The 22,926-nt window shown below is 36.2% G+C and carries 18 protein-coding genes and 1 riboswitch; of the genes, 13 read left to right on the forward strand and 5 right to left on the reverse strand.

Features of this window, described 5'->3' with window-relative positions; genetic code table 11:
- Nucleotides 1-37 precede the first annotated feature (37 nt).
- Nucleotides 38-619, reverse strand: coding sequence for a DUF6580 family putative transport protein (locus WG904_RS10830; protein ID WP_339579334.1), 582 nt, complete (start codon nucleotides 617-619; stop codon nucleotides 38-40).
- A 145-nt stretch (nucleotides 620-764) separates the two neighbouring features.
- Between WG904_RS10830 and WG904_RS10835 the strand changes: the two genes are divergently transcribed.
- Nucleotides 765-1,961 carry a serine hydrolase gene (locus WG904_RS10835; protein ID WP_339579335.1) on the forward strand — a complete coding sequence of 399 codons (1,197 nt, stop codon included), beginning with the start codon at nucleotides 765-767 and terminating at the stop codon, nucleotides 1,959-1,961.
- On the opposite strand, the gene WG904_RS10840 is transcribed toward WG904_RS10835, so the two are convergent.
- Together WG904_RS10840 and WG904_RS10845 are read right to left on the reverse strand one after the other, a co-directional pair.
- Nucleotides 1,958-3,817: a TonB-dependent receptor plug domain-containing protein gene (locus WG904_RS10840; protein WP_339579336.1), complete on the reverse strand. Its 1,860-nt coding sequence runs from the start codon at nucleotides 3,815-3,817 to the stop codon at nucleotides 1,958-1,960. The genes WG904_RS10835 and WG904_RS10840 overlap by 4 nt on opposite strands.
- A 95-nt stretch (nucleotides 3,818-3,912) precedes the next feature.
- A riboswitch (cobalamin riboswitch) is annotated at nucleotides 3,913-4,105 on the reverse strand.
- A 66-nt stretch (nucleotides 4,106-4,171) separates the two neighbouring features.
- On the reverse strand, nucleotides 4,172-5,053 hold the full coding sequence (locus WG904_RS10845; RefSeq protein WP_339579337.1) for a polyphosphate kinase 2 family protein: 882 nt from the start codon (nucleotides 5,051-5,053) through the stop codon (nucleotides 4,172-4,174).
- Nucleotides 5,054-5,257: 204 nt separating this feature from the next.
- Between WG904_RS10845 and WG904_RS10850 the strand changes: the two genes are divergently transcribed.
- The 3 genes from WG904_RS10850 to WG904_RS10860 all read left to right on the forward strand — a co-directional run bounded on the left by WG904_RS10850 (nucleotide 5,258) and on the right by WG904_RS10860 (nucleotide 10,906).
- On the forward strand, nucleotides 5,258-7,714 hold the full coding sequence (locus tag WG904_RS10850) for a transglycosylase domain-containing protein (protein ID WP_339579338.1): 2,457 nt from the start codon (nucleotides 5,258-5,260) through the stop codon (nucleotides 7,712-7,714).
- Nucleotides 7,715-7,777: 63 nt separating this feature from the next.
- On the forward strand, nucleotides 7,778-8,056 hold the full coding sequence (locus WG904_RS10855; RefSeq protein ID WP_339579339.1) for a hypothetical protein: 279 nt from the start codon (nucleotides 7,778-7,780) through the stop codon (nucleotides 8,054-8,056).
- A 96-nt stretch (nucleotides 8,057-8,152) separates the two neighbouring features.
- Nucleotides 8,153-10,906 (forward strand): tolB protein precursor, encoded by a 2,754-nt coding sequence (locus tag WG904_RS10860; protein WP_339579340.1) that lies wholly within the window; start codon nucleotides 8,153-8,155, stop codon nucleotides 10,904-10,906.
- 137 nt (nucleotides 10,907-11,043) lie between these two features.
- Here the strand turns inward: WG904_RS10860 and WG904_RS10865 are convergent, their stop codons facing one another.
- A complete protein-coding gene (locus WG904_RS10865) occupies nucleotides 11,044-11,394 on the reverse strand; it encodes a GIY-YIG nuclease family protein (protein WP_339579341.1) in 351 nt (116 codons plus the stop codon).
- Between the two features lie 132 nt (nucleotides 11,395-11,526).
- Between WG904_RS10865 and WG904_RS10870 the strand changes: the two genes are divergently transcribed.
- The 9 genes from WG904_RS10870 (at nucleotide 11,527) to WG904_RS10910 (ending at nucleotide 20,408) form a co-directional block, all read left to right on the forward strand.
- Nucleotides 11,527-12,303, forward strand: a complete 777-nt coding sequence (locus WG904_RS10870) for an XRE family transcriptional regulator (RefSeq protein ID WP_339579342.1) — start codon at nucleotides 11,527-11,529, stop codon at nucleotides 12,301-12,303.
- Nucleotides 12,304-12,430: 127 nt separating this feature from the next.
- Nucleotides 12,431-12,919, forward strand: a complete 489-nt coding sequence (locus WG904_RS10875; RefSeq protein WP_339579343.1) for a DUF4890 domain-containing protein — start codon at nucleotides 12,431-12,433, stop codon at nucleotides 12,917-12,919.
- A 52-nt stretch (nucleotides 12,920-12,971) separates the two neighbouring features.
- The gene (locus tag WG904_RS10880; RefSeq protein WP_339579344.1) at nucleotides 12,972-14,096 is read left to right on the forward strand and encodes an aminotransferase class I/II-fold pyridoxal phosphate-dependent enzyme; all 1,125 of its coding nucleotides are present in this window, start codon (nucleotides 12,972-12,974) and stop codon (nucleotides 14,094-14,096) included.
- The gene (gene bioD / locus WG904_RS10885) at nucleotides 14,093-14,704 is read left to right on the forward strand and encodes a dethiobiotin synthase (RefSeq protein ID WP_339579345.1); all 612 of its coding nucleotides are present in this window, start codon (nucleotides 14,093-14,095) and stop codon (nucleotides 14,702-14,704) included. Before WG904_RS10880 ends, bioD begins: the two co-directional genes overlap by 4 nt.
- Before the next feature lie 302 nt (nucleotides 14,705-15,006).
- Nucleotides 15,007-15,843, forward strand: a complete 837-nt coding sequence (locus WG904_RS10890) for a prephenate dehydratase (RefSeq protein WP_339579346.1) — start codon at nucleotides 15,007-15,009, stop codon at nucleotides 15,841-15,843.
- 65 nt (nucleotides 15,844-15,908) lie between these two features.
- The gene (locus WG904_RS10895) at nucleotides 15,909-17,045 is read left to right on the forward strand and encodes a chorismate mutase (RefSeq protein ID WP_339579347.1); all 1,137 of its coding nucleotides are present in this window, start codon (nucleotides 15,909-15,911) and stop codon (nucleotides 17,043-17,045) included.
- A 50-nt stretch (nucleotides 17,046-17,095) separates the two neighbouring features.
- A complete protein-coding gene (gene aroA, locus WG904_RS10900) occupies nucleotides 17,096-18,376 on the forward strand; it encodes a 3-phosphoshikimate 1-carboxyvinyltransferase (RefSeq protein ID WP_339579348.1) in 1,281 nt (426 codons plus the stop codon).
- Nucleotides 18,377-18,482: 106 nt separating this feature from the next.
- Complete coding sequence (aroC, locus tag WG904_RS10905; protein WP_339579349.1) at nucleotides 18,483-19,574, forward strand: chorismate synthase; 1,092 nt, start codon at nucleotides 18,483-18,485, stop codon at nucleotides 19,572-19,574.
- A 93-nt stretch (nucleotides 19,575-19,667) separates the two neighbouring features.
- A complete protein-coding gene (locus WG904_RS10910; RefSeq protein WP_339579350.1) occupies nucleotides 19,668-20,408 on the forward strand; it encodes a LytR/AlgR family response regulator transcription factor in 741 nt (246 codons plus the stop codon).
- Between the two features lie 217 nt (nucleotides 20,409-20,625).
- Here the strand turns inward: WG904_RS10910 and WG904_RS10915 are convergent, their stop codons facing one another.
- Nucleotides 20,626-22,923, reverse strand: coding sequence for a tetratricopeptide repeat-containing sensor histidine kinase (locus tag WG904_RS10915; RefSeq protein ID WP_339579351.1), 2,298 nt, complete (start codon nucleotides 22,921-22,923; stop codon nucleotides 20,626-20,628).
- Between the last annotated feature and the right edge of the window lie 3 nt (nucleotides 22,924-22,926).

A 22,926-nucleotide genomic window follows, 5' to 3' on the forward strand; every position in this document is an offset into this window, starting at 1 on the left:
GAAATCGGGAGGGTCTTATTTATTTTTTAAGCGCTATTTAAGAATGGCTCGTTTTATTTACACTTAACACTGGATATTTTGCTTTCAAGCTTTCAAAAATACCGAATAGTAAAGCCGAATAGCCTAATGTACCATACATAAAATTCTTTTCATAAGGAATGGCTGCCACCAAGCACGCCCAAAAGCCACTTAATGTTTGAGGATAGATTGACGAACCGTACCACACGCCCAAATCAGAAACAATCCAATGGATTAAAACACCCACTAAGCCTGCAATCAGCACGCGCTGTGTGGTTACTTTCTTAATAATTAAATAACCTGCTAGCACCATTAATATAAAGGCAATGTATGTATAGTACCAGCCGCTATAAAAGCCATAGTCGGCACCCATGGTTAAAATTAAACCTAGATCACTTACAAAAAGCACCAAAAGAGGTAATAAAAAGGCATTTATTTTGTTTTTAAAATAGGCTCCTCCGAATAAGGCCACCGCTCCTATTCCAGAAAAGTTAGCAATGAGCTTGAAATCAGAGGAAAGTGGTGCAATAACCCTCAATCCAACAATAAGAAGCATAAATAATAACAATACTGGCGTTCTATAATTAAACTTGTTCTCCATTTTTTAATCTAGTTTAGTACAAAATTAGCTTTTTAAATGGGGAATAAAAAATATACAGCAAACAGAAATCCTTATATTTAACACTCAAAACAATTTTATGCGAAAAATAGGCCTCTTTTTAATCCTTTTCCTACCCTTGCAAACTATGGCTCAACAAACGGATACGATATTCCTTAAAAATTTAATGCTTAGTAAGTCCGAATTATTTAGTGGGATATTAAATCATCCAAACAATAACGAGGTTCAAATTATGTACACGCAAGTAAATCGTGACAAAAACAATAAACCAAGCTTTAAAACATTTACGTATAATTTAAACAGTGAACACTATTTTTACCCAGCGAGCACGGTTAAGCTAGCCGCCGTTGTTTTTGCACTAGAGAAAGTAAATGAATTAAAAAGTAAAGGCCTACATGCCAATTTAACAATGATTACCGATAGTAATTTTAAAGGTCAAACTTCGGTAACAAAAGATGCGAGCTCCGAAAATGGCAAACCATCAATAGCGCATTACATAAAAAAAATTCTATTAACTAGTGATAATGATGCGTTTAATCGACTTTTTGAATTTATTGGTAGAGGCGAAATGAATTCTAAACTTAAGAAATATGGCTTAACTGAGAGTAGAATATTAAATCGCCTAGCCATAGGCGATGGAGGAGAATCGGCTAGAAACACTAATCCTATCGATTTTTATGATGGAGACAAACTGGTTTACCATCAACGTGCACAATACGACGAAAAGGACTATAATTTAACATTAACAAATTTAAGTGTTGGGAAAGGATATATGGACGGTAGAGATCAATTGATTATGGAACCTTATAGCTTTGCCAATAAAAATGTGTTTACCATTGCCGATCAACAATCGCTCATGAAACGATTGATGCTGCCAGAAGCCTTCCCAAAAAAAGAACGATTTAATTTAAATCCCGAAGATTATAAACTCATTTATACCTATATGAGCAAGTTCCCTACGGAAAGCGATTACCCAAAATATGATAAAAAAGAATTTTGGCCAACCTATGCCAAGATGTTATATTACGGACGAGAAAAAAATGCAACAATCGACCCATCCATTCGCATTTTTAACAAATATGGAGATAGTTATGGCTTCATAATCGACAATTCGTATTTCGTAGACTTTAAAAATAAGATTGAATTTTTTTTAACCGCCGTAGTACAATCTAACGAAGACGGGATTTATAATGATAACAAGTATGAATACGAAACAGTATGCTATCCTTTTATGAGAAATTTGGGAAGAACCATTTATGAAGAAGAGTTAAATCGGGCGAAAAAGCAATCGCCCGACTTAAGTAAGTTTAAAATGGAGTATTAATAGCTAAAACTCAATCCAGCATTCGCATTAAAACCCATTGTACGATAACCAATAATCTCCGTATATTTTTCATCACCTAAATTCTTTACGTTGGCAAAGATTTTAAGATGCTTATTTACCCAGGTATATTGCACATAAAAATCTAACAATTGATACGAGTTTAATGTCTTATTTACCGAAGGATACGTGCTGAAGTCGCTGTCTATTCGTTCACCTGTAAATTTATAATTCAGGCTTAAATATAAATTTTCAGATGCCTGGGCACCAATTGTAGCGCCATAGGTATGCTTTGGTCTGCGCAAAAGAACATCAGAAACATCTGCTACAGAAATTTGCTTCCCTTCTACATAAGCATAATAGGTATTAACCGACACTTTTCCCAGTTTAACTCCTGGTTCTATCTCAAAACCTTTATTTTTTTGTTTGTCTTGGTTAATGTATCCATTGGCACCGTAAATGATGGCATCTGTGTGGTCACGTTTAAAACCAACTAACCGTAATTTTACATTGTCATTAAAAAGAGCAAAGCTAGCCCCAGCTTCATAACTGGTCGAATTTTCTGGCTTTAACGCTAAATTCGCACCATATTGCCCGAACAACATGTCTAATGTGGGTGCACTAAACGCAGAGGCTATTGTTCCGAAAATTTTTAATTCTTTCGTTAAATTAGCACTAGGGGTTATCGAATAGGTAAAATTGTCTCCGTATTTGCTGTGTTGATTAAATCTCCCTCCCAATTCCAAATTAAACACACTTAAATGGTGTAAAAATACCGAGGCGTAAGTGCTAAATAAATTAGTTGAAGGAACAGCCGAAGTATACACCACCGAGGTAGAACGATTATCTGCGCCAACCAGCACTGAAACTTTTTCGCTTAGGTTATGATTATAAAACACATCGATCAAATCCATTTTACCCTCATACTTGCCTGGGTAAAGACTTACATAGGCTCTTTTGGTATTTTGATTAGTATAATTTAAAGTAAACTTCGAATTTTTTAATTGGTAAACTGCATTTAACCCAGTATTGAGGTGCTTAGAAACCGAAGTATTATTTGCATCCGTAAATGCATTATCGTCGTAATTAAAATCACCTTTAAAATATCGAAAAAACGGACTCAAGGTTAACTTATCACCAAATTTAAATCCAAAATTGGCATTTAGCGTGTTTTGCTTCATCCCATCTTTATCGAAAATTATCGCATTCCCTGCCGGGTTTTCAGCTTCAGAAATCCCATTGGTGGTAAAGTATCCATAATTAACATTGTAGTTAAAAAATTTTACTCTACCACTTAGGCCAACATCCCCTTTGTACGAGCCATAGCTTCCCGCAGTAGCCACAGCATTAACCGCTAAAGGTTTTAATCCCGATTTTTTAGTGATGATGTTAACCACCCCTGCTACTGCTTCTGAGCCATAAAGAGTAGATTGACCACCTTTTAAAATTTCGATGCGTTCTATTTGATCGATGTTCAGTAAACGTAGATCGAATGCACCGCCCGTACCAGAAGGATCACTTGCCAAAACACCGTCGATTAAAATTACGGCATAGGCACTTGCAGCCCCTCTAAAAAACAAACTTTTGTCCTTCCCAGCATTACTTCCAGCACCTACAACTGTAATTCCAGCTTGTTGATTTAGCAGTTCAGCTAAACTACGACCCGCGCTATGCGCTAATTCCTCACTGCTGATTACCGTAATTACTTTTCCGCTTTGCGATTGCTTAAGGTCGTTTTTTGTGGTCGAAATTACCACCTCGTTTAATTTTTTGGCTACTTGAGCCACAGCTTCTTCCCCACAAAGGGCAAATTGAACAAGTCCTAGACCTGCTACAATCAATTTTGTTTTTTTGTTCATTTGTTGTGAGTTATTCACACACAGCAACAGAATCAGAATAGAAATAGGTATTACAATACGTAAGGCCCACTCCTAGCTTCAATCCCCGAAAGCTATGAATATTAAACTTTTAGGCAGGTCTTCTGACTTACTCCCGATCTATCGGTCTTCCCATCCCCGGTTAGGGTAAACAGTGACATGTGATTGATATCTCGTTATAGAGCTTACAGCTGCGGGACAGTTACAGATTTACACTGTATTCCCTTTTAATTCCAACTTTCGTTGGAAACCAAAAAGCGTGGCAAATGTATGAAATTATGTTTTATAAGCAAAAAAGAGGTAGAAAATGTGCTAATTAGCGAATTCACGAATTCACTAATCTTCATTATTTAATTGTTCTCTAATTGCAGCCAACTGATCTGCTTCATCCTTTGGCAAAACAGGATACTTTAAATTCAATGATTCCAGCGCTTCTTTGATTACTTGACTAATCGCCAGCCTTGCATACCATTTCTTATCGGCCGGGATAACATACCAAGGCGCATCGGCAGTTGAGGTTTCTCTAATCGCTTCCTCGTAGGCTAAACTATAGTTATCCCATAGGGCACGCTCTTTTAAATCAGCTACAGAAAATTTCCAATTTTTAGCAGGATTTTCTATTCGATCTAAAAAACGCTGTTTTTGTTCATCCTTAGAAACATGTAAGAAAAATTTTAAAATTACAGTACCATTCGCAACTAAATGCTTTTCAAAGTTTCGGATGCTTTCATAACGTGCTTTCCAAAATTTTTTATCTATTTTTTTTACCTCGTTAAAACCAGGTATATTTTCGCTTAAAATATATTCGGGATGCACTTTACAAACCAATACATTTTCATAATGTGATCGATTATGTATGCCAATTCTACCTCTTTCGGGCAAAGCTTTGTAATGGCGCCACAAAAAATCGTGACTATATTCTTCACTATTCGGCGTTTTAAAACTGTAAACCTGGCAGCCTTGTGGATTTAAACCCGACATTACATGTTCTATCGCGCTATCTTTTCCGGCAGCATCCATGGCTTGAAAAATAATTAGTATAGAATGCGAATCAGATGCATATAATGCTTCCTGATAATCCTTTAATTCAGCTTTTACACGCTCAAGCTCTTCTTTTCCAGTAGCTTTATCCAAATGGCCATTATAAGTGGTACTAAAATTTTTTAGTAAAAACTTATCTCCTCCTTGTGTCAAATATTTCTTAGTATTGGTTTTCATGCGTCGTATGGGTTTTATAATGGTGATAAAGCTATGAAAACATTAATTTTGCTTTTATATGGTATGTTTATCATGGTTTCATCACTATAAAATGGTAATTTAAAGATTGACTCAAAATTAAGTAAATTAAATACGTTAATTTGTACTTATAGTTTTAACACAATTTAACAGAAAATAATTAACGTTTTTTTTCATCTTTATCCCATGTTTAGAGAAATTAAAAATAGATACATTCGTTATATCACCATTTTTGTATTTTTCATTATTATCTTCTTTTGCGCATTGCAACTTAATTTTTTATGGTTGTTTGGATATTCACCACGATATGAGGATATAAAAAAACCGGCACAGCAAGTAGGCTCAGAACTGTATACGGCCGATGGTAAGTTAATTGGTCGATATTTTAAAGAAAATCGAACGCCAATTGACTATAATGAAATCGCTCCAAGTATTGTGAATGCTTTAGTTGCTACAGAAGATATACGATTCTATAAGCACTCTGGCATAGATATTCAAGCTGTTGGAAGAGCGGTTGTAGGCATGGGGAAAGATGGTGGTGCAAGTACCATCACACAGCAGTTGGCTAAAAATTTATATCGAACTCGGTATAGTAAATCTTCGGGCTTAATTAAGCATGTTCCAATAGTTAGAACGATGATTTCGAAATTTAAAGAATGGATGACTGCATTAAAATTGGAATCGAACTACAGTAAGAACGATATTTTGGCGCTCTACTTAAATACAGTATCGTTCGGCAACAATACTTACGGCATAAAAACAGCCTCTAGAATTTATTTTGATAAAGACGCCAAGGCATTAAATACAACTGAAGCTGCATTATTGGTTGGAATGTTAAAAGGAACGAGTCTTTACGATCCTATTAAAAGTCCAGACAGAGCACTTGACCGTCGAAATACAGTGCTGAAACAAATGAATAAATACAAATACTTAAGCGATGATAGTTTGGCCATGCTTTCAAAACAACCTTTGCAAATTAAAGAAGGTAAAATGAAAGATGGTAGCAATGGCGATTCATATTTAAGAGCAGCAGTTGATAAATACCTTGAGAAATGGTGCGAAGAAAATGGTTATGATTTATACGAAGATGGCTTAAAAATCTACACCACTATCGATTCGAAACTACAAGGCTTTGCAGAAGAAGCTGTAAAAGATCAAATGCGAATTCTTCAGCGACGGTTTTATAGCGTTTGGGGAAATGAAGATCCTTGGGAAGATTCGGAACGAAAAAAAATTGATTACCCCGAGCGAGCGAAAAAAAATCTACCAATTTATGGTTTGCTTGCAAAAAAATACAAAAATAACACCGATTCGATAGATGCCTATTTCAATAAAAAGAAAAAAATGACCATTTTCTCTTACAAAGGTGATAGAGATACGTTGTTTTCTACAATGGATTCCATTCGTTATTATGGGAAAATAATGAATACGGGGATGATGACGATGGAACCAAAAACAGGTAAAATTAAAGTTTGGGTTGGCGGAATAGATCATAAATTTTTCAAATACGACCATGTAAATCAATCTAAGAGACAAGCAGGTTCAACATTTAAGCCCTTTGCCTATTTAGCTGCGTTAGAAAGTGGAATGGGCCCATGCGATACATTTGTGGATAAACCTGTAAAAATAGCGTATCAAAACAAAGGAAAAACAGAATATTGGGAACCAAAAAATGCCGATTGGACCAATACCTATCAAGAAATGTCATTGAGATGGGCCATGGGAAAATCGGTGAATACAGTAACTGCCCAAGTAACCGAAAAAGTTGGATGGGATAACGTTGTTAAATGGGCACACGAATGTGGAATTGAAAGTCACCTAGAATCAGTACCCTCAGTAAGCTTAGGTCCAAACGACGTTTCTGTTTTCGAAATGGTGCGTGCGTATGGTACATTTTTAAATGAAGGCGTTAGAACTGAACCAATTTTAGTTGAAAAAATTACCGACCAAGAAGATCATATCCTAGAAGAATTCACTGCAAAAACAAAACGCGTGTTATCTGAGGAGATTGCATGGTTAATGTTATATATGTTTAGAGGCGGAATGGACGAACCTGGGGGAACATCTAGAGCTTTATGGGAGTGGGACTTATGGAAGAAAAACAATCAAATCGGTGGTAAAACAGGAACTTCATCTGACTATGTGGATGCGTGGTACATGGGTATCACCAAAGACTTGGTAACTGGTGTTTGGGTGGGTTGCGATGAGCGGTCGGCACATTTTAGAAATGGAGAAACAGGAGAAGGTTCGAGAACAGCTTTACCTATTTTTGGTAAATTCATGGAAAAGGTTTATCGAGATCCAACTTCGGGATACACTTATGGTCCTTTCCCAAAATCAAAAGTCGAAATTACCAGAAACATCAACTGCCCTACTCCTGTTCAAGAAGTAGATACAGTGGCGGTTGATAGTATAGCAGTAGATTCGTTAGGAAATATGGCTGAAGATCCTATTTTAGATGAAACGCTACCAAAACAAGAGACTGAAATTCAGAAAAAAGAGGAGAAAAAAATACCAGAAAGCTTACCGGTTAAACAAAACAGCACGCCAATTGTTCCGCTTACTAAAAAGCAAGAACGAGAACTGAAAAGGAAAGCAAAACAAGAAGAAAAAGAAAAGAAAAAAACCGGTGGGAATCAATAAGATAAAACTGATTAACCTAATTTTCCGTAATTTAAAAGACGTTTAAGATTTAAAACTGTACACATGAATGTAACTGTTCCATTATTAAAAAAATCAGTGTTGATTTTATTTTTTATGCTTGTAGCTGTTTTTTCGGTTCAAGCGCAATACTTTGGACAAAATAGAGTAAGGTATAAAAATGCTGATTTCAAAGTATTACAAACCCCCCATTTTGAGATTTATTACTATATTAAAAATGAGAATTTATTAAAGAAATTTGCACAGGATGCCGAAACTTGGTACAAAATGCATCAAGAGGTATTTCGTGATACTTTCTTAAAAAAGAACCCAATTATTTTGTAAAGTAATCACCCCGATTTCCAACAAACTACGGCACTAAATGGTGAGGTTGGTGTAGGTACAGGTGGGGTTACCGAAGCATTGAAGAATAGGGTAATTATGCCTGTATTAGATCTTAATAGTCAAACCAGGCACGTTTTGGGCCACGAGCTAGTGCACGCCTTTCAATATCACGTTCTTTTAGAAAAGGATTCTATCAGTTTAGAAAACATTGGCAATACCCCATTATGGATGGTTGAAGGGATGGCCGAATATCTATCGGTAGGGAAAAAGGATGCTTTTACTTCGATGTGGATGCGCGATGCCCTGTTAAATAGAGATATTCCATCCTTAAAAGACTTAACTAACTCTGGAAAGTATTTCCCATACCGCTATGGGCAGGCATTTTGGACGTTCATTGGATCAGTTTATGGCGATACTACTATCGTTCCGCTTTTTAAAGCCACAGCAAAGTATGGTTACGAGAATGGAATCAAGATGACTTTTGGTTACGATGATAGGACTTTATCGGGTTTATGGAAAAATGAAATCGAAAAACATTATCGCCCCATGTTAAAGGCCGATAGTTCGCAGATAAAAATTTCTGGAACGAAGATCATCGATAATAAAAATGCTGGTAATATGAACGTATCGCCAGCAATTAGTCCAGACGGACAATACGTTGCGTTTTTATCAGAGAAAGATTTATTTGGTATCGATTTATTTTTGGCTGATGCAAAGACGGGCAAAATTATCCGAAAGTTAAGCAGTCAGATTTCTAATTCCCATATAGACGATTTTAACTTTATTGAATCTGCCGGTGCTTGGTCGCCCGACAGTAAAAAATTTGCATTTAGTATTTTCAGCAAAGGAAAAAATCAACTCCTCATGATTGATGTGGCCAATGGCAATACGCTACTTCAAACGGATATGGGCAAGGTAGAGCAGTTTAGTAACTTAACATGGTCTGCCAATGGCAACGAAATTGCTTTTTCGGGTATGGTTGAAGGACAAAGTGATATTTTTTCGTATAATTTAACCACCAAGGAAGTGGTGCAAATTACAAATGATGAGTATTCTGATTATGCCCCAAATTTTTCTCCAGACGGAAAAAAAATCGTGTTCTCTTCAGAAAGAGCAGCTGTTATGGCTGGAAATATTAATGCAGTGAATCCCTTAAACTTAACGATTTATGATATTGCAACTAAATCGCTAACCAACATTCCCGTTTTTGCAGGTGCGAATAATTTAAATGCAAATTTCTCAGGTGATAGCAAACGAATTTTCTTTTTATCTAACCGCGACGGATTTAGAAATTTATACGAGTACAACCTTGAGAACATGGTAGTTAAACAGTTAACCGATTATTTTACCGGTATAAGTGGCATAACCGAGTATTCTCCTGCCATAAGTGTTTCAAGAAATGATGATATTATTTATAGTTACTATCGTTATCAGCGCTATACTTTATATAATTCGCCATTAAATAATTTTAGAGCTAAAGTTGTAAATTCAAACGACGTAAATTTCGAACCCGCTATCCTCCCTCCTTTTGAAACTATGGGAGTTAATGTAATTAACTCGAACCTTAGCAATTTTGAACGGTTCGAAAAAACACAAGCCGATTCGCTTAAAGCGGTTCCATATCGTCCGAAATTCAGGTTAGATTACTTGGCAAATAGTGGTGTTGGTGTAGCTTCTAGTCGTTTCGGAACAGGTATTCAAGGTGGTATTATGGCTATGTTTAGCGACATTTTGGGTCGTAACCAGATTATATCAAATATCTCTGTAAATGGAGAGATATACGATTTTGGCGGATTGGTGGGTTATATTAACCAAAAAAGCAGAATAAATTGGGGTGTTGCTGGATCTCATATCCCCTATGTAACTGGTTTTACAAGTGGAACTTTTTATGATCCAAGTACGAGTACAACTGGAAATCCAATCGACACCATTAGCACCAACATTTTAAGAACTTTTGAAGATAAACTGGAGGTTTTTGGATCGTATCCATTTAGCAAAGCCCATCGGTTTGAAGCTGGAACTGCATTTTCTCGTTATAGTTATCGTTTAGATCGATTTAACAATTATTATGAAGATGTAAACGGATATCCAGCTTATTATCTTGGCGCTGATAGAGAGAAAGTAGATAATGCTACGGCTACCAATACTTTAGGAATTCCTTTGCAAGCTTTCACTATTGTATCAGCTAACGCCTCTTTTGTGGGCGACAACTCCATATTTGGTGTTGCAGCTCCTCTGGAGGGTTTTAGATACCGAGTTGGAATGGAACAATATGTGGGCGATTTTAAGTTTTCTGCTTTAACCGTTGATGGAAGGAAATATTGGAGACTAAAACCTGTGACCATTGCCGCAAGAACATATAACTACATGCGATTTGGCAGAGAGGGCGAAAAGTTATATCCTTTATTTATTGGTTATCCCTATCTTATTCGTGGATATGAAGCGAATTCCTTTTACAATAGTAAAATACAGAACACTGGTAATTTCGATATTAATCAGTTATCTGGAAGTAAATTTGCCGTATTTAATTTTGAAGTTAGGTTACCTTTTACTGGGCCTAAAAAGCTTGCTCAAATCAGTTCAAGGTATTTCTTTAGTGATTTAAACTTTTTCGTTGATGCGGGTGTTGCTTGGACAGAAGATTCGAAGGTTGCATTTAAGAAGGAACCAAATGGTGTTTTATTGCCGAATGGCACGCCTGCCGAGCGTGTTCCTGCTATAAGTACAGGTATTTCGTTAAGAGTTAATGTATTTAACTATTTTATATTAGAGCCGTATTATGCTTTTCCTTTCCAGCGTACAGATGTAAAAGGTGGCGTATTTGGATTAACCTTCTCGCCAGGTTGGTAATCTTGACATCAACCCTATAAGACCATATAAGAAACGTTAAAGAGCAAAACACTCAACGTATAGGGGCCTTATATCCTTACATGGTAAAAGATAAAAATAGTGTTAAAAGTATAGCTCCGACTTTATGTCGGAGTTTTTTATGAAAGAATGCTTAAGGGTAAAATAACTTGGTTATTTAACTTTTGATGAGGCAACATGTTTTCAAAATCTAGGCCAACCGTTAAATCAATCCAATCTGGGTTACAAGAACGAACCAATCTTTCTTTTTGCATTCGTGTAAAACGACTAACGAGTTTAAATCGAGAGAGTGCTTGAGCTTCAGTTTTAAATTCTTCAAAATAAACGAGGCGTGTTAATTGCTGTGCACTATCAAAAAATAAGTTTGGCATCTTCTTGTAGAATTCTAAGGTTTTGGTTAGGTCGGCACTCATTCCTACATGTAAACTGGTGCGGTTTCTGTCGGTTACGATGTAAACAAATTTTTTCATGATCTCTCGCTTTAAAGGTTAAAAACTAAAATAATTAGATATTTTCTTTGCATTCAAATAAATATTACTAACTTTATTGGCACAATAATACTAACAATTTTAGTAAAAACAAATTTATTTTAAAATATTTTTATGTCAAACATTTCATCCAACCTTAAATACCTCAGAAAGAAAAAAGGTTACACACAGCAGCAATTCGCTGATGCAATGGAAATTAAGCGTTCATTAATCGGCGCCTATGAAGAAGACAGAGCAGAGCCTAAATACGATTTACTAAAAAAAATAGCAGAACACTTTGACTTAACTATTGATGAATTTATTAATGAAACCATTAATGAAAATTGGAAACCCAAACCAAAAAGTCAAGGTTCTAATCTTAGGGTGTTAAGTATTTCTGTTGATCAAAACGACAATGAAAACATCGAACTTGTTCCTGTAAAGGCAAGTGCAGGCTATTTAAATGGTTTTTCGGATCCCCAATACATTCAAGATCTTCCAAAGTTCCAACTGCCCCTACCCGCTTTAAGGCAAGGCACTTTTAGAGCATTCGAAATTATGGGCGATTCGATGCTACCTATTCAACCCGGCAGCATCATAATTGGCGAGTATTTAGACAACTGGAACGATGTTAAACAAGGCGAAACTTATGTTATCGTTAGCCGAAGCGAGGGCGTTGTCTATAAAAGAGCGGGAAATCGATTTAAAGAAAACAGAGAATTAAAATTAATATCAGACAATAAGGTATACGATGTTTATGCAATAGATGCGGCAGATATTTTAGAAATATGGAAAGCAAAAGCATACATATCAACTGCCTTGCCTGATCCCACTCCAGAACCAACCATTGAAACATTATCAAGTATGATGGCACAAATGCAAAAGTCTATTTCACAATTAAATAAAAATTAACACTATTTAACAAATTCCATTTAAACTCTTATCCTAAATTTTCATCTATGGTAGTAAATAAGGATAGGATTGCAATCAACTCCTCAATTTGAAGTCAATTGTTATTGTACCAGTAAAAAATCAACAGATGAAGAAATTAATGTACACTATTGCACTAGTAGTTTTAGGAATTACTTCCAGCAATGCACAAGAGCCATCGAAAAGAAAAGTTGAAGGCAGAGAAGGTAAAGAAAGAATTGAGGGTCGCGAACGTTTCGAGCGACAGGATAAACTAACTGCTGAACAGCGTGCTGAAAAAGCAGCAACTGCGATGCAAAAAAAGCTTGCTTTAACCGATGAGCAAAAGCAAAAGGTTTTGGCTATCGAACTAGACCGCGCTAAAAAGAACGAAGAATGGCGCAAACAAGACGACAAAACCATGAAAAATAAAATGGAAGAGCGCAAAGCTTTTATGACGGCCTCTAAAGAAAAGATGGATAAAATCTTAACCGAAGAACAGCGTAAAACCTTAGCAAGCGCACGTGAAGATGTAAAAAATAGAGTTAGAGAAAATAGAGGGAAAAGACCAGGGCGCCCAGGAGACAAAACACCACCCCCTCCGCCAGTAAAAAACTAAAATAAAATAAAGAAAGTCTCGATGTTATCGGGGCTTTCTTTATTTTTGGCCAATGGATAATGCAGAACAATTTCTTCAGCAAAAACTAAACGAAAGAAAAGAAATGAATAGATTAAGAGCATTAACCTATTCAAATTTACCGATCGATTTCTGCTCTAATGATTATCTGGGATTTGCACGATCTAAAGAATTAAGCAAGTTAATAAAAACAGAGGCCGATAAACTTTTGCCTATCAATAATGGTGCTACTGGATCTCGATTACTGAGTGGCAACCATCCTTACTTTATTAAAACTGAACAATACATTGCCGATTTTCACGCTTCTCCAGCCGCATTGCTATTTAATTCTGGATATGACGCAAATGTAGGTTTATTATCATCCATCGCACAACGTGGGGACACTATTATTACGGATGAACTTATTCACGCCAGCTTAATTGATGGTGCACGGTTAAGTAATGCTGAGCGTTTTCGTTTTAAGCACAATAACATCAAAGATCTTGAGCAAAAGTTGCAACATGCAAAGGGCGTATGCTATGTTGTAATTGAAAGTGTTTATTCTATGGATGGTGATTTGGCCCCGCTGACAGAAATTTGCGAGTTATGCACCGCTTATAATGCAAATTTAATAGTAGATGAAGCACATGCCATTGGTGTTTTCGGCAATATGGGTAAAGGCTTAGTTCACCACTTGGGCCTACAAGACAAGGTTTTTGCACGAATAATTACCTATGGAAAAGCATTGGGCACACATGGTGCAGCAGTTTTAGGAAGTATTACTTTGCGTAATTACCTAATTAACTTTGCAAGATCATTTATTTATACTACAGCTGCACCACTCCATCAGATTATCGCCATAAGATGTGCATACCAGCTACTTGAACAACTAGGTGACCAACATAAACTCGCCGAAAAAATTGCATACTACGCTAGTTTGGTTGCAAATACTTCCCTACCACGTATACACAGTAACAGTTGTATCCAGACCATTTTATTTAACAACGATATCGACGCAAAGAAAGCTGCCGCTCACCTTCAAGATAAAGGATTCGACGTAAAAGCAATTTTAAGTCCAACTGTAGCCGTGGGACAAGAGCGTTTGCGGATCTGCTTGCATCTCTATAATACCGAAGAAGAAATATTGAATTTAATTAATCATTTAAAAGAAATTGCATGAACGAAAGTTATTTTATTACCGGAATTGGAACGGGCATTGGAAAAACAATAGCAAGTGCAGTTTTAACCGAAAAACTAAAAGCTGATTATTGGAAGCCTATACAGGCGGGCGACCTAGATCAGAGCGATAGCTTAATGGTTAAAAGTTTGCTCAGCAATTCAGTCTCTACTATCCATCCAGAACAATATAGATTGAATCACCCCCTATCACCTCACCTTGCAGCAAAATTAGATGGGCTTAGCATTAATTTAAAGGAATTTAAGCTCCCTAATACAGAAAATAAATTAATTATTGAAGGAGCAGGTGGCTTAATGGTTCCCTTAAATGAGGAAGATTTGATATTGGATCTTATAAAAGAATTGAACCTACAAGTAATTGTGGTTTCCAAGAATTATTTAGGCAGCATTAACCACACCTTATTAACAGTTAACACGTTAAAACAGAATCAAATATCGATTAAAGGCATAATTTTTAATGGCGAAGTTAATGAAGAAAGCGAAAGGTATATCTTAAAATATGGGAATATTAAAACTTTAGGACGTATTCCGGATCTTCATACAATTGATAAAGAGGCAGTAATCGAAGCAGGAAAAGCAATTAGCTTATAAACTGCTTTGTAATTCTCAATGACGAATTATCAATAAAATTTAATTTTGTTTAAATTATTTTCATTTACCTATTGACAAATTAAATTTGGAAATGTACATTTGTCATCAACAAGAAAAAAATGCAATTACAAAACACATATTACTTTGGTTACTTTTACTATTTTAGTAAAAACCGGGGCTAGTATGCAAAAAAATAGATAACAATATTAAATGTATATAAAAAGTCCCGGCCAAAAGCTGGGACTTTTTTTGTTTAACGCAATCACACTAGTTTTAAAAAACTAGGGCAAATAAGATTTAGAATGAAGAACCCCAAAACAAAAGTAGCCATCCAAGGTATCAAAGCATCATTTCATGAAGAAGCTGCATTTAAGTTTTTTGGTAGAGATATCGAAACCATAGAATGCACCTCCTTTAAACAAACCTGCGATTGTTTGGTAAATAACGAAGCCGATTTCGTGATTATGGCAATAGAGAATTCTATAGCAGGGAGCTTATTACCTAATTATACCTTAATCAGAGAATATAATTTTGCGGTAACCGGCGAGGTTTATCTTCCAATTCAATTGCATTTAATGGCTCTACCTGGCATAAAATTCGAGGATATTAAATTTGCTACTTCACATCCCATTGCAATCAGACAATGCGTTGATTTTTTCGACGACTATCCACACATTCAGGTGATAGAAAGTAGTGATACTGCTGCATGCGCTAAAAAAATAAAGGAAGAGCAGCTAACCGATACTGTTGCCATTGCCAATGCGCTCGCTGCTGAGTTATATGGACTACATATTATCGAACGCAGAATTGAGTCGAATAAAAAGAATTATACACGATTTTTAATCCTAGAGAAAGATAAAAAAGAAAATGCGAACGAAATTAATAAGGCTTCCATTTGTTTCCAGGTCGGTAATCATGTGGGGGCATTATCGAAGGTGCTTAATTTATTTGCAGAGCTTAACGTAAACTTAACAAAAATACAATCTATGCCCGTTTTAGGCAAGCGTAACGAATACTATTTTTATGTGGACATGGAGTGGCAAAGTATGGAAAATTACGATACCGCAATTAGAAAAGCCTTAAAATATACCGTGAACTTTAATATCATGGGCGAATACTTGAAGAATGATAAAGTTTAGCGTCCAATCTTGATACTCGATACTACTACTAAAAACTTGATACTAAAAATATAAAAACCCAAAAAATGAAACTACAATTAAACATCCAACCCTTACATAGCTGGATAAACGTAAAAAACGAGCCCTTACTTATCTCTGGACCATGTAGTGCAGAAACTGAAGATCAATTGTTATCAACTGCACATCTATTAGCTGCAACCGGAAAAGTTAGCGTGCTGAGGGCAGGGATTTGGAAACCACGTACTCGCCCGGGCGAATTTGAAGGCATCGGAAGCATTGGTTTAGAATGGCTAAAACGTGCGAAAGCTGAAACAGGCTTACCAACTGCAGTGGAAGTAGCCAATGCGAAACACGTAGAAGAAGCTTTAGCAGCTGGTGTCGATATTTTGTGGATCGGTGCACGTTCTACTGTAAATCCGTTTACTGTACAAGAAATTGCCGATGCTTTACAAGGTGTAAACATTCCAGTATTAGTAAAAAACCCAGTAAACCCTGATTTACAATTATGGGTAGGCGCTTTAGAACGAATTAATAAAGCAGGAATAACGAAATTAGGTGCAATACACCGTGGATTTTCTTCGTTTGAAAAAAGCGCATTCCGCAACGAACCCATGTGGGAATTAGCTATTCAATTAAAAACATTATGTCCTGATTTGCCTATTATTAACGATCCAAGTCACATTTGTGGTAACCGTGAACTTATTCCCTACATTGCTCAGAAAGCGCTAGATTTGGATATGCAAGGCTTGATGATTGAGTCGCACTTAGACCCATCAATTGCATGGACTGATGCAAAACAACAAGTTACTCCGGCCGCTTTAGCCGAAATGGTAAGTAAGTTTTCACTTCGTAAGCCTGAATCGAAAAATGAAGAATTTACTGATAAATTGGCCGATTTAAGGAAAGAAATTGACAAAATAGACGATTTAGTAATCCAAAAACTAGCCGAACGTATGAGCATCACTCAAAAGATTGGGGAATTTAAAAGAGATAATAAAGTAACCATTTTACAGGTTAATCGTTGGGATGAAATTATGAGCAAACGTACAGCATTCGCGAAAGCACTTAAACTTGATGTTAACTTTACCGAAAAGTTTTTAGAATTGGTACATGGCGAATCTATCCGCAGACAAACAGAAATTATGAATGCTGGCAAAGCTGAAGAGGGAATAGCAGCAGAGGCACATTCGGAGGTTAAATAATAATTAGCTAATTAGCTAATTAAACAATTAGCTAATTTTATTACGAAAACATGTCTAAAAACATATTATTATCGTTTAAGGGAAGTAAACAGATTAATACCGAAATAAAGTTAACCGGTTCTAAAAGCGAATGTAATAGAGCGTTAATTATTGGCGCATTAAGTAAAGGGGCAGTAAGTGTAGAAAATTTATCGGTCGCCGCTGATACGGTTACACTGGAGAGAGTTTTAAGAGAAGTTAAAGAAATGAGTTTGGAGTTTGGAACTGGCTCACAACTCACAACTCGCAACCCACAAGTGATAAACGTAGGTCCTGCCGGCACTGCTATGCGCTTTTTAACCGCATTTTTAACCATTCAACCTGGAAAATACTTATTAACCGGCACAGAGCGGATGAAGCAACGTCCTATCGAAATTTTAGCTGAAGCTTTAAAGAGTATAGGTGCAGAAATTTCTTATGAAGAAAATAAAGGATTTCCACCTCTTCAAATTTCTGGTCCTTTTAAACAGGCCGCAAACCTGGTTAACATCAAAGGCGATATAAGTAGTCAATATATTTCTGCATTGTTGATGATTGCTCCTACACTACCCCTTGGCCTTACATTGGCAATTGAGGGCGAACTAACCTCGAGGCCATATGTAGAAATGACTTTAGCAATGTTAGCACAAGCCGGTATACAACACGAATGGAATGGTAATCATATCACCATTAAATCCCAGTTGTTTAGTACGAGTAAATTATACGTAGAACCCGATTGGAGTGCCGCTTCTTATTGGTACGCCATTGCGGCCTTGGCTGACGAAGCCTCTATCTTTTTACCCGGCTTAAATGGTTATAGCTTACAGGGTGATAGTAAAATCACCGAAATAATGGCGAATTTTGGCATCACATCTCAATTCAAAGGGGGTGGAGTTTTCTTAAAAAAGGAACCTAAAAAATTAGAAAGAAAAATATTTGATTTAAAGGATTGTCCCGACCTTGCACAAACCATCATTGTAGTATGTGCAATTTTAGGACACGATTGCACTTTTACAGGACTAGAAACCCTAAAAATTAAAGAAACCAATAGAATTTTAGCTTTACAAACGGAGTTGGCAAAAATTGGAGTGAAGTTAATCGAGAAAAATTTTAGTTATAAATTAGCGTGTAGCGGACTTCATTTCCCAGAAAAATTGTTTGTAAGCACCTACGAAGATCACCGCATGGCGATGGCTTTTGCTCCTTTAGCCTTAAAAATCAACAAATTAGAAATTGAAGAAAAACAAGTAGTTGAGAAATCTTATCCCTATTTTTGGAATGATTTGGAGAAGGCCGGGTTTACTGTTGGGTGATTGGTTGGTTAGTTGGTTGGGTGTTTGGGAATAACAAACAAAAAAACCAAAATACCAACAATAAAAAACCAACAAAAAAAAAACGAACAAACAAAAAAACTAAAATATGGCAGGTAACTCTTTCGGTAAAGCATTTAAAATAACCACCTTTGGCGAATCGCATGGGGTTGCAATCGGGGTAATTATCGATGGTTGCCCGGCTGGACTGTTAATAGACATCGAATTTATACAAGCAGAATTGGATAAACGAAGACCGGGCCAGTCTAAAATTACTACACAACGTAAAGAGAGCGACACCGTTCAAATCCTTTCAGGAATTTTCGAGGGTAAAAGTACGGGTACGCCAATAAGTCTTCTCATTCCAAACGAAGATCAACGCTCTAAAGATTACGCACATAATCAAGATGTTTATCGCCCAAGTCATGCCGATTACACCTACGATGCGAAATACGGCATCCGCGACCATAGGGGTGGTGGACGATCGTCGGCCAGAGAAACTGCGGCCAGAGTAGCGGCCGGGGCAATTGCAAAATTAGTGCTACAAGCTTCTGGTATTGATATTTTTGGCCATGTTACTGCTGTCGGGCATATTAAAGCACCCAATTTAGCTAGTAGAAATACAGAAGAACTTTTAATCCTAAGAGAAGAAAATATAGTGCGTTGTGCCGATCCAGCAATTGCCAATCAGATGATTGAATTTATCGATGCGGTTCGAAAAGATGGTGATACGGTAGGTGGAAAGATCTCATGTATAATTAAAAATTGTCCAGTTGGCTTAGGCGAACCTGTATTCGATAAGCTCCATGCCGATTTAGGTAAAGCGATGCTAAGCATTAATGCGGTGCATGGCTTCGAATATGGTTCTGGCTTTGCCGGTAGCGAAATGAAAGGATCGGCGCACAACGATGTGTTTGTTTCTACCGAAAATGGAACAAAGACCCTAACTAATTTTTCTGGAGGCATTCAAGGTGGCATTTCGAATGGTATGGATATAACCTTTACGGTTGCCTTTAAACCTGTTGCTACCATCATGCATGCCCAACAAACTGTAAATGCAGCTGGAGAAATGGCCGAAATTAAAGGTAAAGGCCGACATGATCCATGTGTAGTTCCACGAGCGGTAGTGATTGTAGAAGCCATGGCGGCATTGGTTTTGGTTGATCATTTATTAAGAAACAGAAGTGTTAAATTATTGTAAATAAATTAATTAATAAATTCTTAAAACTTTTAGCTCTATGGTCCTACCCTGCTTAGTTTTCCAGGTAAATTTTTAAATCTATATTTATAGAATATGCAATACACCTGCTTAATAGTAGACGATAACGAAATAGAACGCGATGCAATTGAAATGTATTTGCGCAAGATTAACCGCTTCGAAATTGTAGGTGTATGCAGTAGTGGCATTGAGGCAGATGCAATAATTGGAAGTAAAGCTATAGATATTGTATTTTCTGATATCGATATGCCAGAACTTTCGGGCATGAGCCTTTTAAAAAGCATCAAAAACCCTCCTGTTTTTATTTTTATAACTTCTTTTTCTGAATATGCTGCCGATAGTTTTAACCACGATGCGCTCGATTTTATTGTAAAACCAGCAACATACGAACGCTTACTGAAATCGAGCCATAAAGCCATTGAATATTTAGATCTAAAAAAAACTGCAGCCCAAAAAACAATAGCCGAACCGCCTCCACAATCAGATAATCATTTCTTCTTAAAAGAAACAAAAGGGTATACGAGATTAAATTATGATGATGTGGTTTACATTGAAAGTATGGGCGATTTCTCCAAGATCTTCACAGCCTCGAATAAACATATCACACTTGTTAATTTAAAAAATCTTGAAAAACAATTGCCAGCAATTTTTCTTAGAGTTCATAAGCAATATATCATCAACCTAAATCATATTTCAACTATTTCTACCAACGAAATACATTTAAGCCATGAGCACTCGGTTCCTTTAAGCTTAGCACATAGACAAGAACTAATGGAAAGGATTTCAGATAAGACCTTATCTAGGCACACTAAGTAACCAAGCTACTTTAAGCGCTTACTTAATCTATTTTTATTTACTCCTTGTTCGAATAAATAAATAAAAAAATTTCCTAAAAATTTACCTATATCTTTAGCGTTTTTAATACTCATATGTAATTAAATAGCGTACTCAATGCTTTAATAAGTATAAAAATGCGCATAAAAATTAGTGGTTTTTAACTTAGTCGACAACATACCCGATATAGTCGATAAAGTTAAGATATATGTGGTTTTGGGAGTGTTAGTGTAAATGTAGTTCCTATATTTTTCTTGCTTTGAACCTGTAATAATCCATTCATAAGTTGAGTAAATGTTTTACAAAGCAATAATCCAATGCCCGTGCCTTTTTCACTATTTGTGCCTAAAGTTGTTTTTGAGTTCGAATCAGACCCTGATTCATTAAAGTTATCAATTTGTTCTTGAGTTAATCCAATTCCATTATCTTTTACAGCAATTAACAATTCATGATTATTTTCCTGCATTGATAGATGAATTGAACCTCCTTCGTTTGTGAATTTAATTGCATTGTTAATCAAGTTACGGAAAACAATTGTAGTCATATTTATATCGGCTAAGCAATATTTATCCTCCAAAAGATTGTTATTAATTTGAATTTTCTTTTTAAACGCTAAATCTGCTAATGAATCAACAACCTCTTGAACACATGCTTTAATCTTAAAAGGTTCGATAATTGGCTTAAAACCTTCCATTTGGCTAGATGCCCAATTCAACAAATTTTCCATCATCGCTGATGTATAAGTTAAGGTATTCTTTAGGTGACCCGCATAGCGATTAAGTTTTTGAGGCTCCATATTGCCATCTTCAAGCAATTGAATAAACGAAATCAATGAATTAACGGGGCTACGCATATCGTGGCCTACCACACTAAAAATTCTATCTTTAACCTTTCCTAGTTTTTCAAGTTCTGCCTTTTGATTAGAGACAACGGTATTTAACTTTGCAGTTTTACGTTGTGCTAAAAATACGGCTACAGCTGATCCAAATAAAATAACGGCCAAAATGCTTAAAAATAAGGTAATGTTCTTATTAAATTTCAGCTCCGACTTTTGAAAATTAATTTCCCTATCCTTAATTTCTTTATCAAGTTTAGATTTTAATTGTTCGCTAACTCGCATCCCTTGTTGAAAGCGTTTTTCATTCTCTAAATCGGCCTGCTTTTTTAAAAAAGTTAACCGTTGCAAACGCTTTTCTTTATCACTTAGATCTAATGCTTGTTGTCTTAAAATTAACTTTTGCTGCTGTTGTTTTGCAAGTAGCACCTGTCGCTGTAACGCTCCATCCGTTAGCTCTTGCTTTAATTGATAATCCTTTTCTTTTACGGCAAAATTGATTTGTAATTGTCTTCTAGTTACTTCCTTCTCTTTCTCTTCATTAAAAATTTGCTCCTTAAAATCAATAAACTTTTTATAGTTAGCGAGAGACAAACTATAATTTCCCTTTTTCTCTTCAACAGAGCTTAAGTATTCATAAGCGTTTCTTTGAATTTCTAACAACTTATTATCTTCTCCAATTTTAAGTGCTTTGAGTACCAAGTTTATCGACTTGTCAAATTCCTTTTCGCCCTCATAAAATTTCCCTAGAGCCAAAAGGGAAAATGCATAGTCGAGCATGTCATCACCTACTGAGTCTTTAGCTATTGCGGTTTCGTAAGCCTGTAATGCTAAAGTGCGGTTACCGATTAATTCGTACAGTTTCCCTAGATTTCGATTTGCAGTAGCCTCAACCCCATCGTCTCCAATAGCTATTGCAGCTTTTAAACTCCTCGAATAATATGCTAATGCAACCTTATTTTTTTGATTGGGGTTAACTCCCATTTTAACCAATTCCTCATTGGATGCATCAAAATATGCGTTGCCTATGCTATTCGTAACAACAGCAACACCTCTGCTATTTTCTCCTTCTTTCTCGAAAATCTGTAATGCCTTTTTTAAATAGAATAAGGAGTTACTTTGCTGATTTAATCCCAAGTAAATGCTCGAAATATTCGCATAGCAACTTGCTAAATCTTCCTCATTTCCATTTTTTTGGAAAACGGAAATTGCCTTCTGATTAACTTCCAATGCCTTTGCATAATCAGGAATCCCGGTATATAGCGCACCTAAATTTAAGTAAACACCTCCTACCCAATCGAGATCATTTAATAGTGCGTAAACACGAACAGACTTTAAATAGCTCTCCTCAGCTTTTTCATAATTGCTAGTTCCATGATAAAATACACCTCGTCTATAATAGGCCTCGGCTTCAAATCTTCTTAAGTTTAAACGAATGGCAAGTGCTACCGTTTTACCCACGTATTCTTCAACTTTAGGCACATTCTTCATGCGCATATACTGCCTATATACTTCCTTTAAGTTTTTAAGCTTAACTGAATCATCTTTATGATAATTTGCATGGATAGACAACACACTATCGAGCTTCTTTTGTGGAGCTTGAGCATTGGATTTTAAAGAAAAAAGGAAAAGCAGGCAGAAAACTAAGCAAACTTTAACCATTAA

The organism is Pedobacter anseongensis (assembly GCF_037482965.1).
In the GTDB taxonomy this organism is placed as follows: Bacteria; Bacteroidota; Bacteroidia; order Sphingobacteriales; family Sphingobacteriaceae; genus Pedobacter; species Pedobacter anseongensis.

Bases quoted from the DNA above. Each gene is read 5' to 3' on its own strand.
- WG904_RS10915 (WP_339579351.1), bottom strand. From the start codon at position 22,923: ATGGTTAAAGTTTGCTTAGTTTTCTGCCTGCTTTTCCTTTTTTCTTTA.
- WG904_RS10880 (WP_339579344.1), top strand. From the start codon at position 12,972: ATGGATAATGCAGAACAATTTCTTCAGCAAAAACTAAACGAAAGAAAA.
- aroA (WP_339579348.1), top strand. From the start codon at position 17,096: ATGTCTAAAAACATATTATTATCGTTTAAGGGAAGTAAACAGATTAAT.
- WG904_RS10870 (WP_339579342.1), top strand. From the start codon at position 11,527: ATGTCAAACATTTCATCCAACCTTAAATACCTCAGAAAGAAAAAAGGT.
- WG904_RS10830 (WP_339579334.1), bottom strand. From the start codon at position 619: ATGGAGAACAAGTTTAATTATAGAACGCCAGTATTGTTATTATTTATG.
- WG904_RS10850 (WP_339579338.1), top strand. From the start codon at position 5,258: ATGTTTAGAGAAATTAAAAATAGATACATTCGTTATATCACCATTTTT.
- WG904_RS10855 (WP_339579339.1), top strand. From the start codon at position 7,778: ATGAATGTAACTGTTCCATTATTAAAAAAATCAGTGTTGATTTTATTT.
- WG904_RS10895 (WP_339579347.1), top strand. From the start codon at position 15,909: ATGAAACTACAATTAAACATCCAACCCTTACATAGCTGGATAAACGTA.
- WG904_RS10860 (WP_339579340.1), top strand. From the start codon at position 8,153: ATGCCTGTATTAGATCTTAATAGTCAAACCAGGCACGTTTTGGGCCAC.
- WG904_RS10910 (WP_339579350.1), top strand. From the start codon at position 19,668: ATGCAATACACCTGCTTAATAGTAGACGATAACGAAATAGAACGCGAT.
- WG904_RS10840 (WP_339579336.1), bottom strand. From the start codon at position 3,817: ATGAACAAAAAAACAAAATTGATTGTAGCAGGTCTAGGACTTGTTCAA.
- bioD (WP_339579345.1), top strand. From the start codon at position 14,093: ATGAACGAAAGTTATTTTATTACCGGAATTGGAACGGGCATTGGAAAA.
- WG904_RS10835 (WP_339579335.1), top strand. From the start codon at position 765: ATGGCTCAACAAACGGATACGATATTCCTTAAAAATTTAATGCTTAGT.
- WG904_RS10845 (WP_339579337.1), bottom strand. From the start codon at position 5,053: ATGAAAACCAATACTAAGAAATATTTGACACAAGGAGGAGATAAGTTT.
- WG904_RS10890 (WP_339579346.1), top strand. From the start codon at position 15,007: ATGAAGAACCCCAAAACAAAAGTAGCCATCCAAGGTATCAAAGCATCA.
- aroC (WP_339579349.1), top strand. From the start codon at position 18,483: ATGGCAGGTAACTCTTTCGGTAAAGCATTTAAAATAACCACCTTTGGC.
- WG904_RS10865 (WP_339579341.1), bottom strand. From the start codon at position 11,394: ATGAAAAAATTTGTTTACATCGTAACCGACAGAAACCGCACCAGTTTA.
- WG904_RS10875 (WP_339579343.1), top strand. From the start codon at position 12,431: ATGAAGAAATTAATGTACACTATTGCACTAGTAGTTTTAGGAATTACT.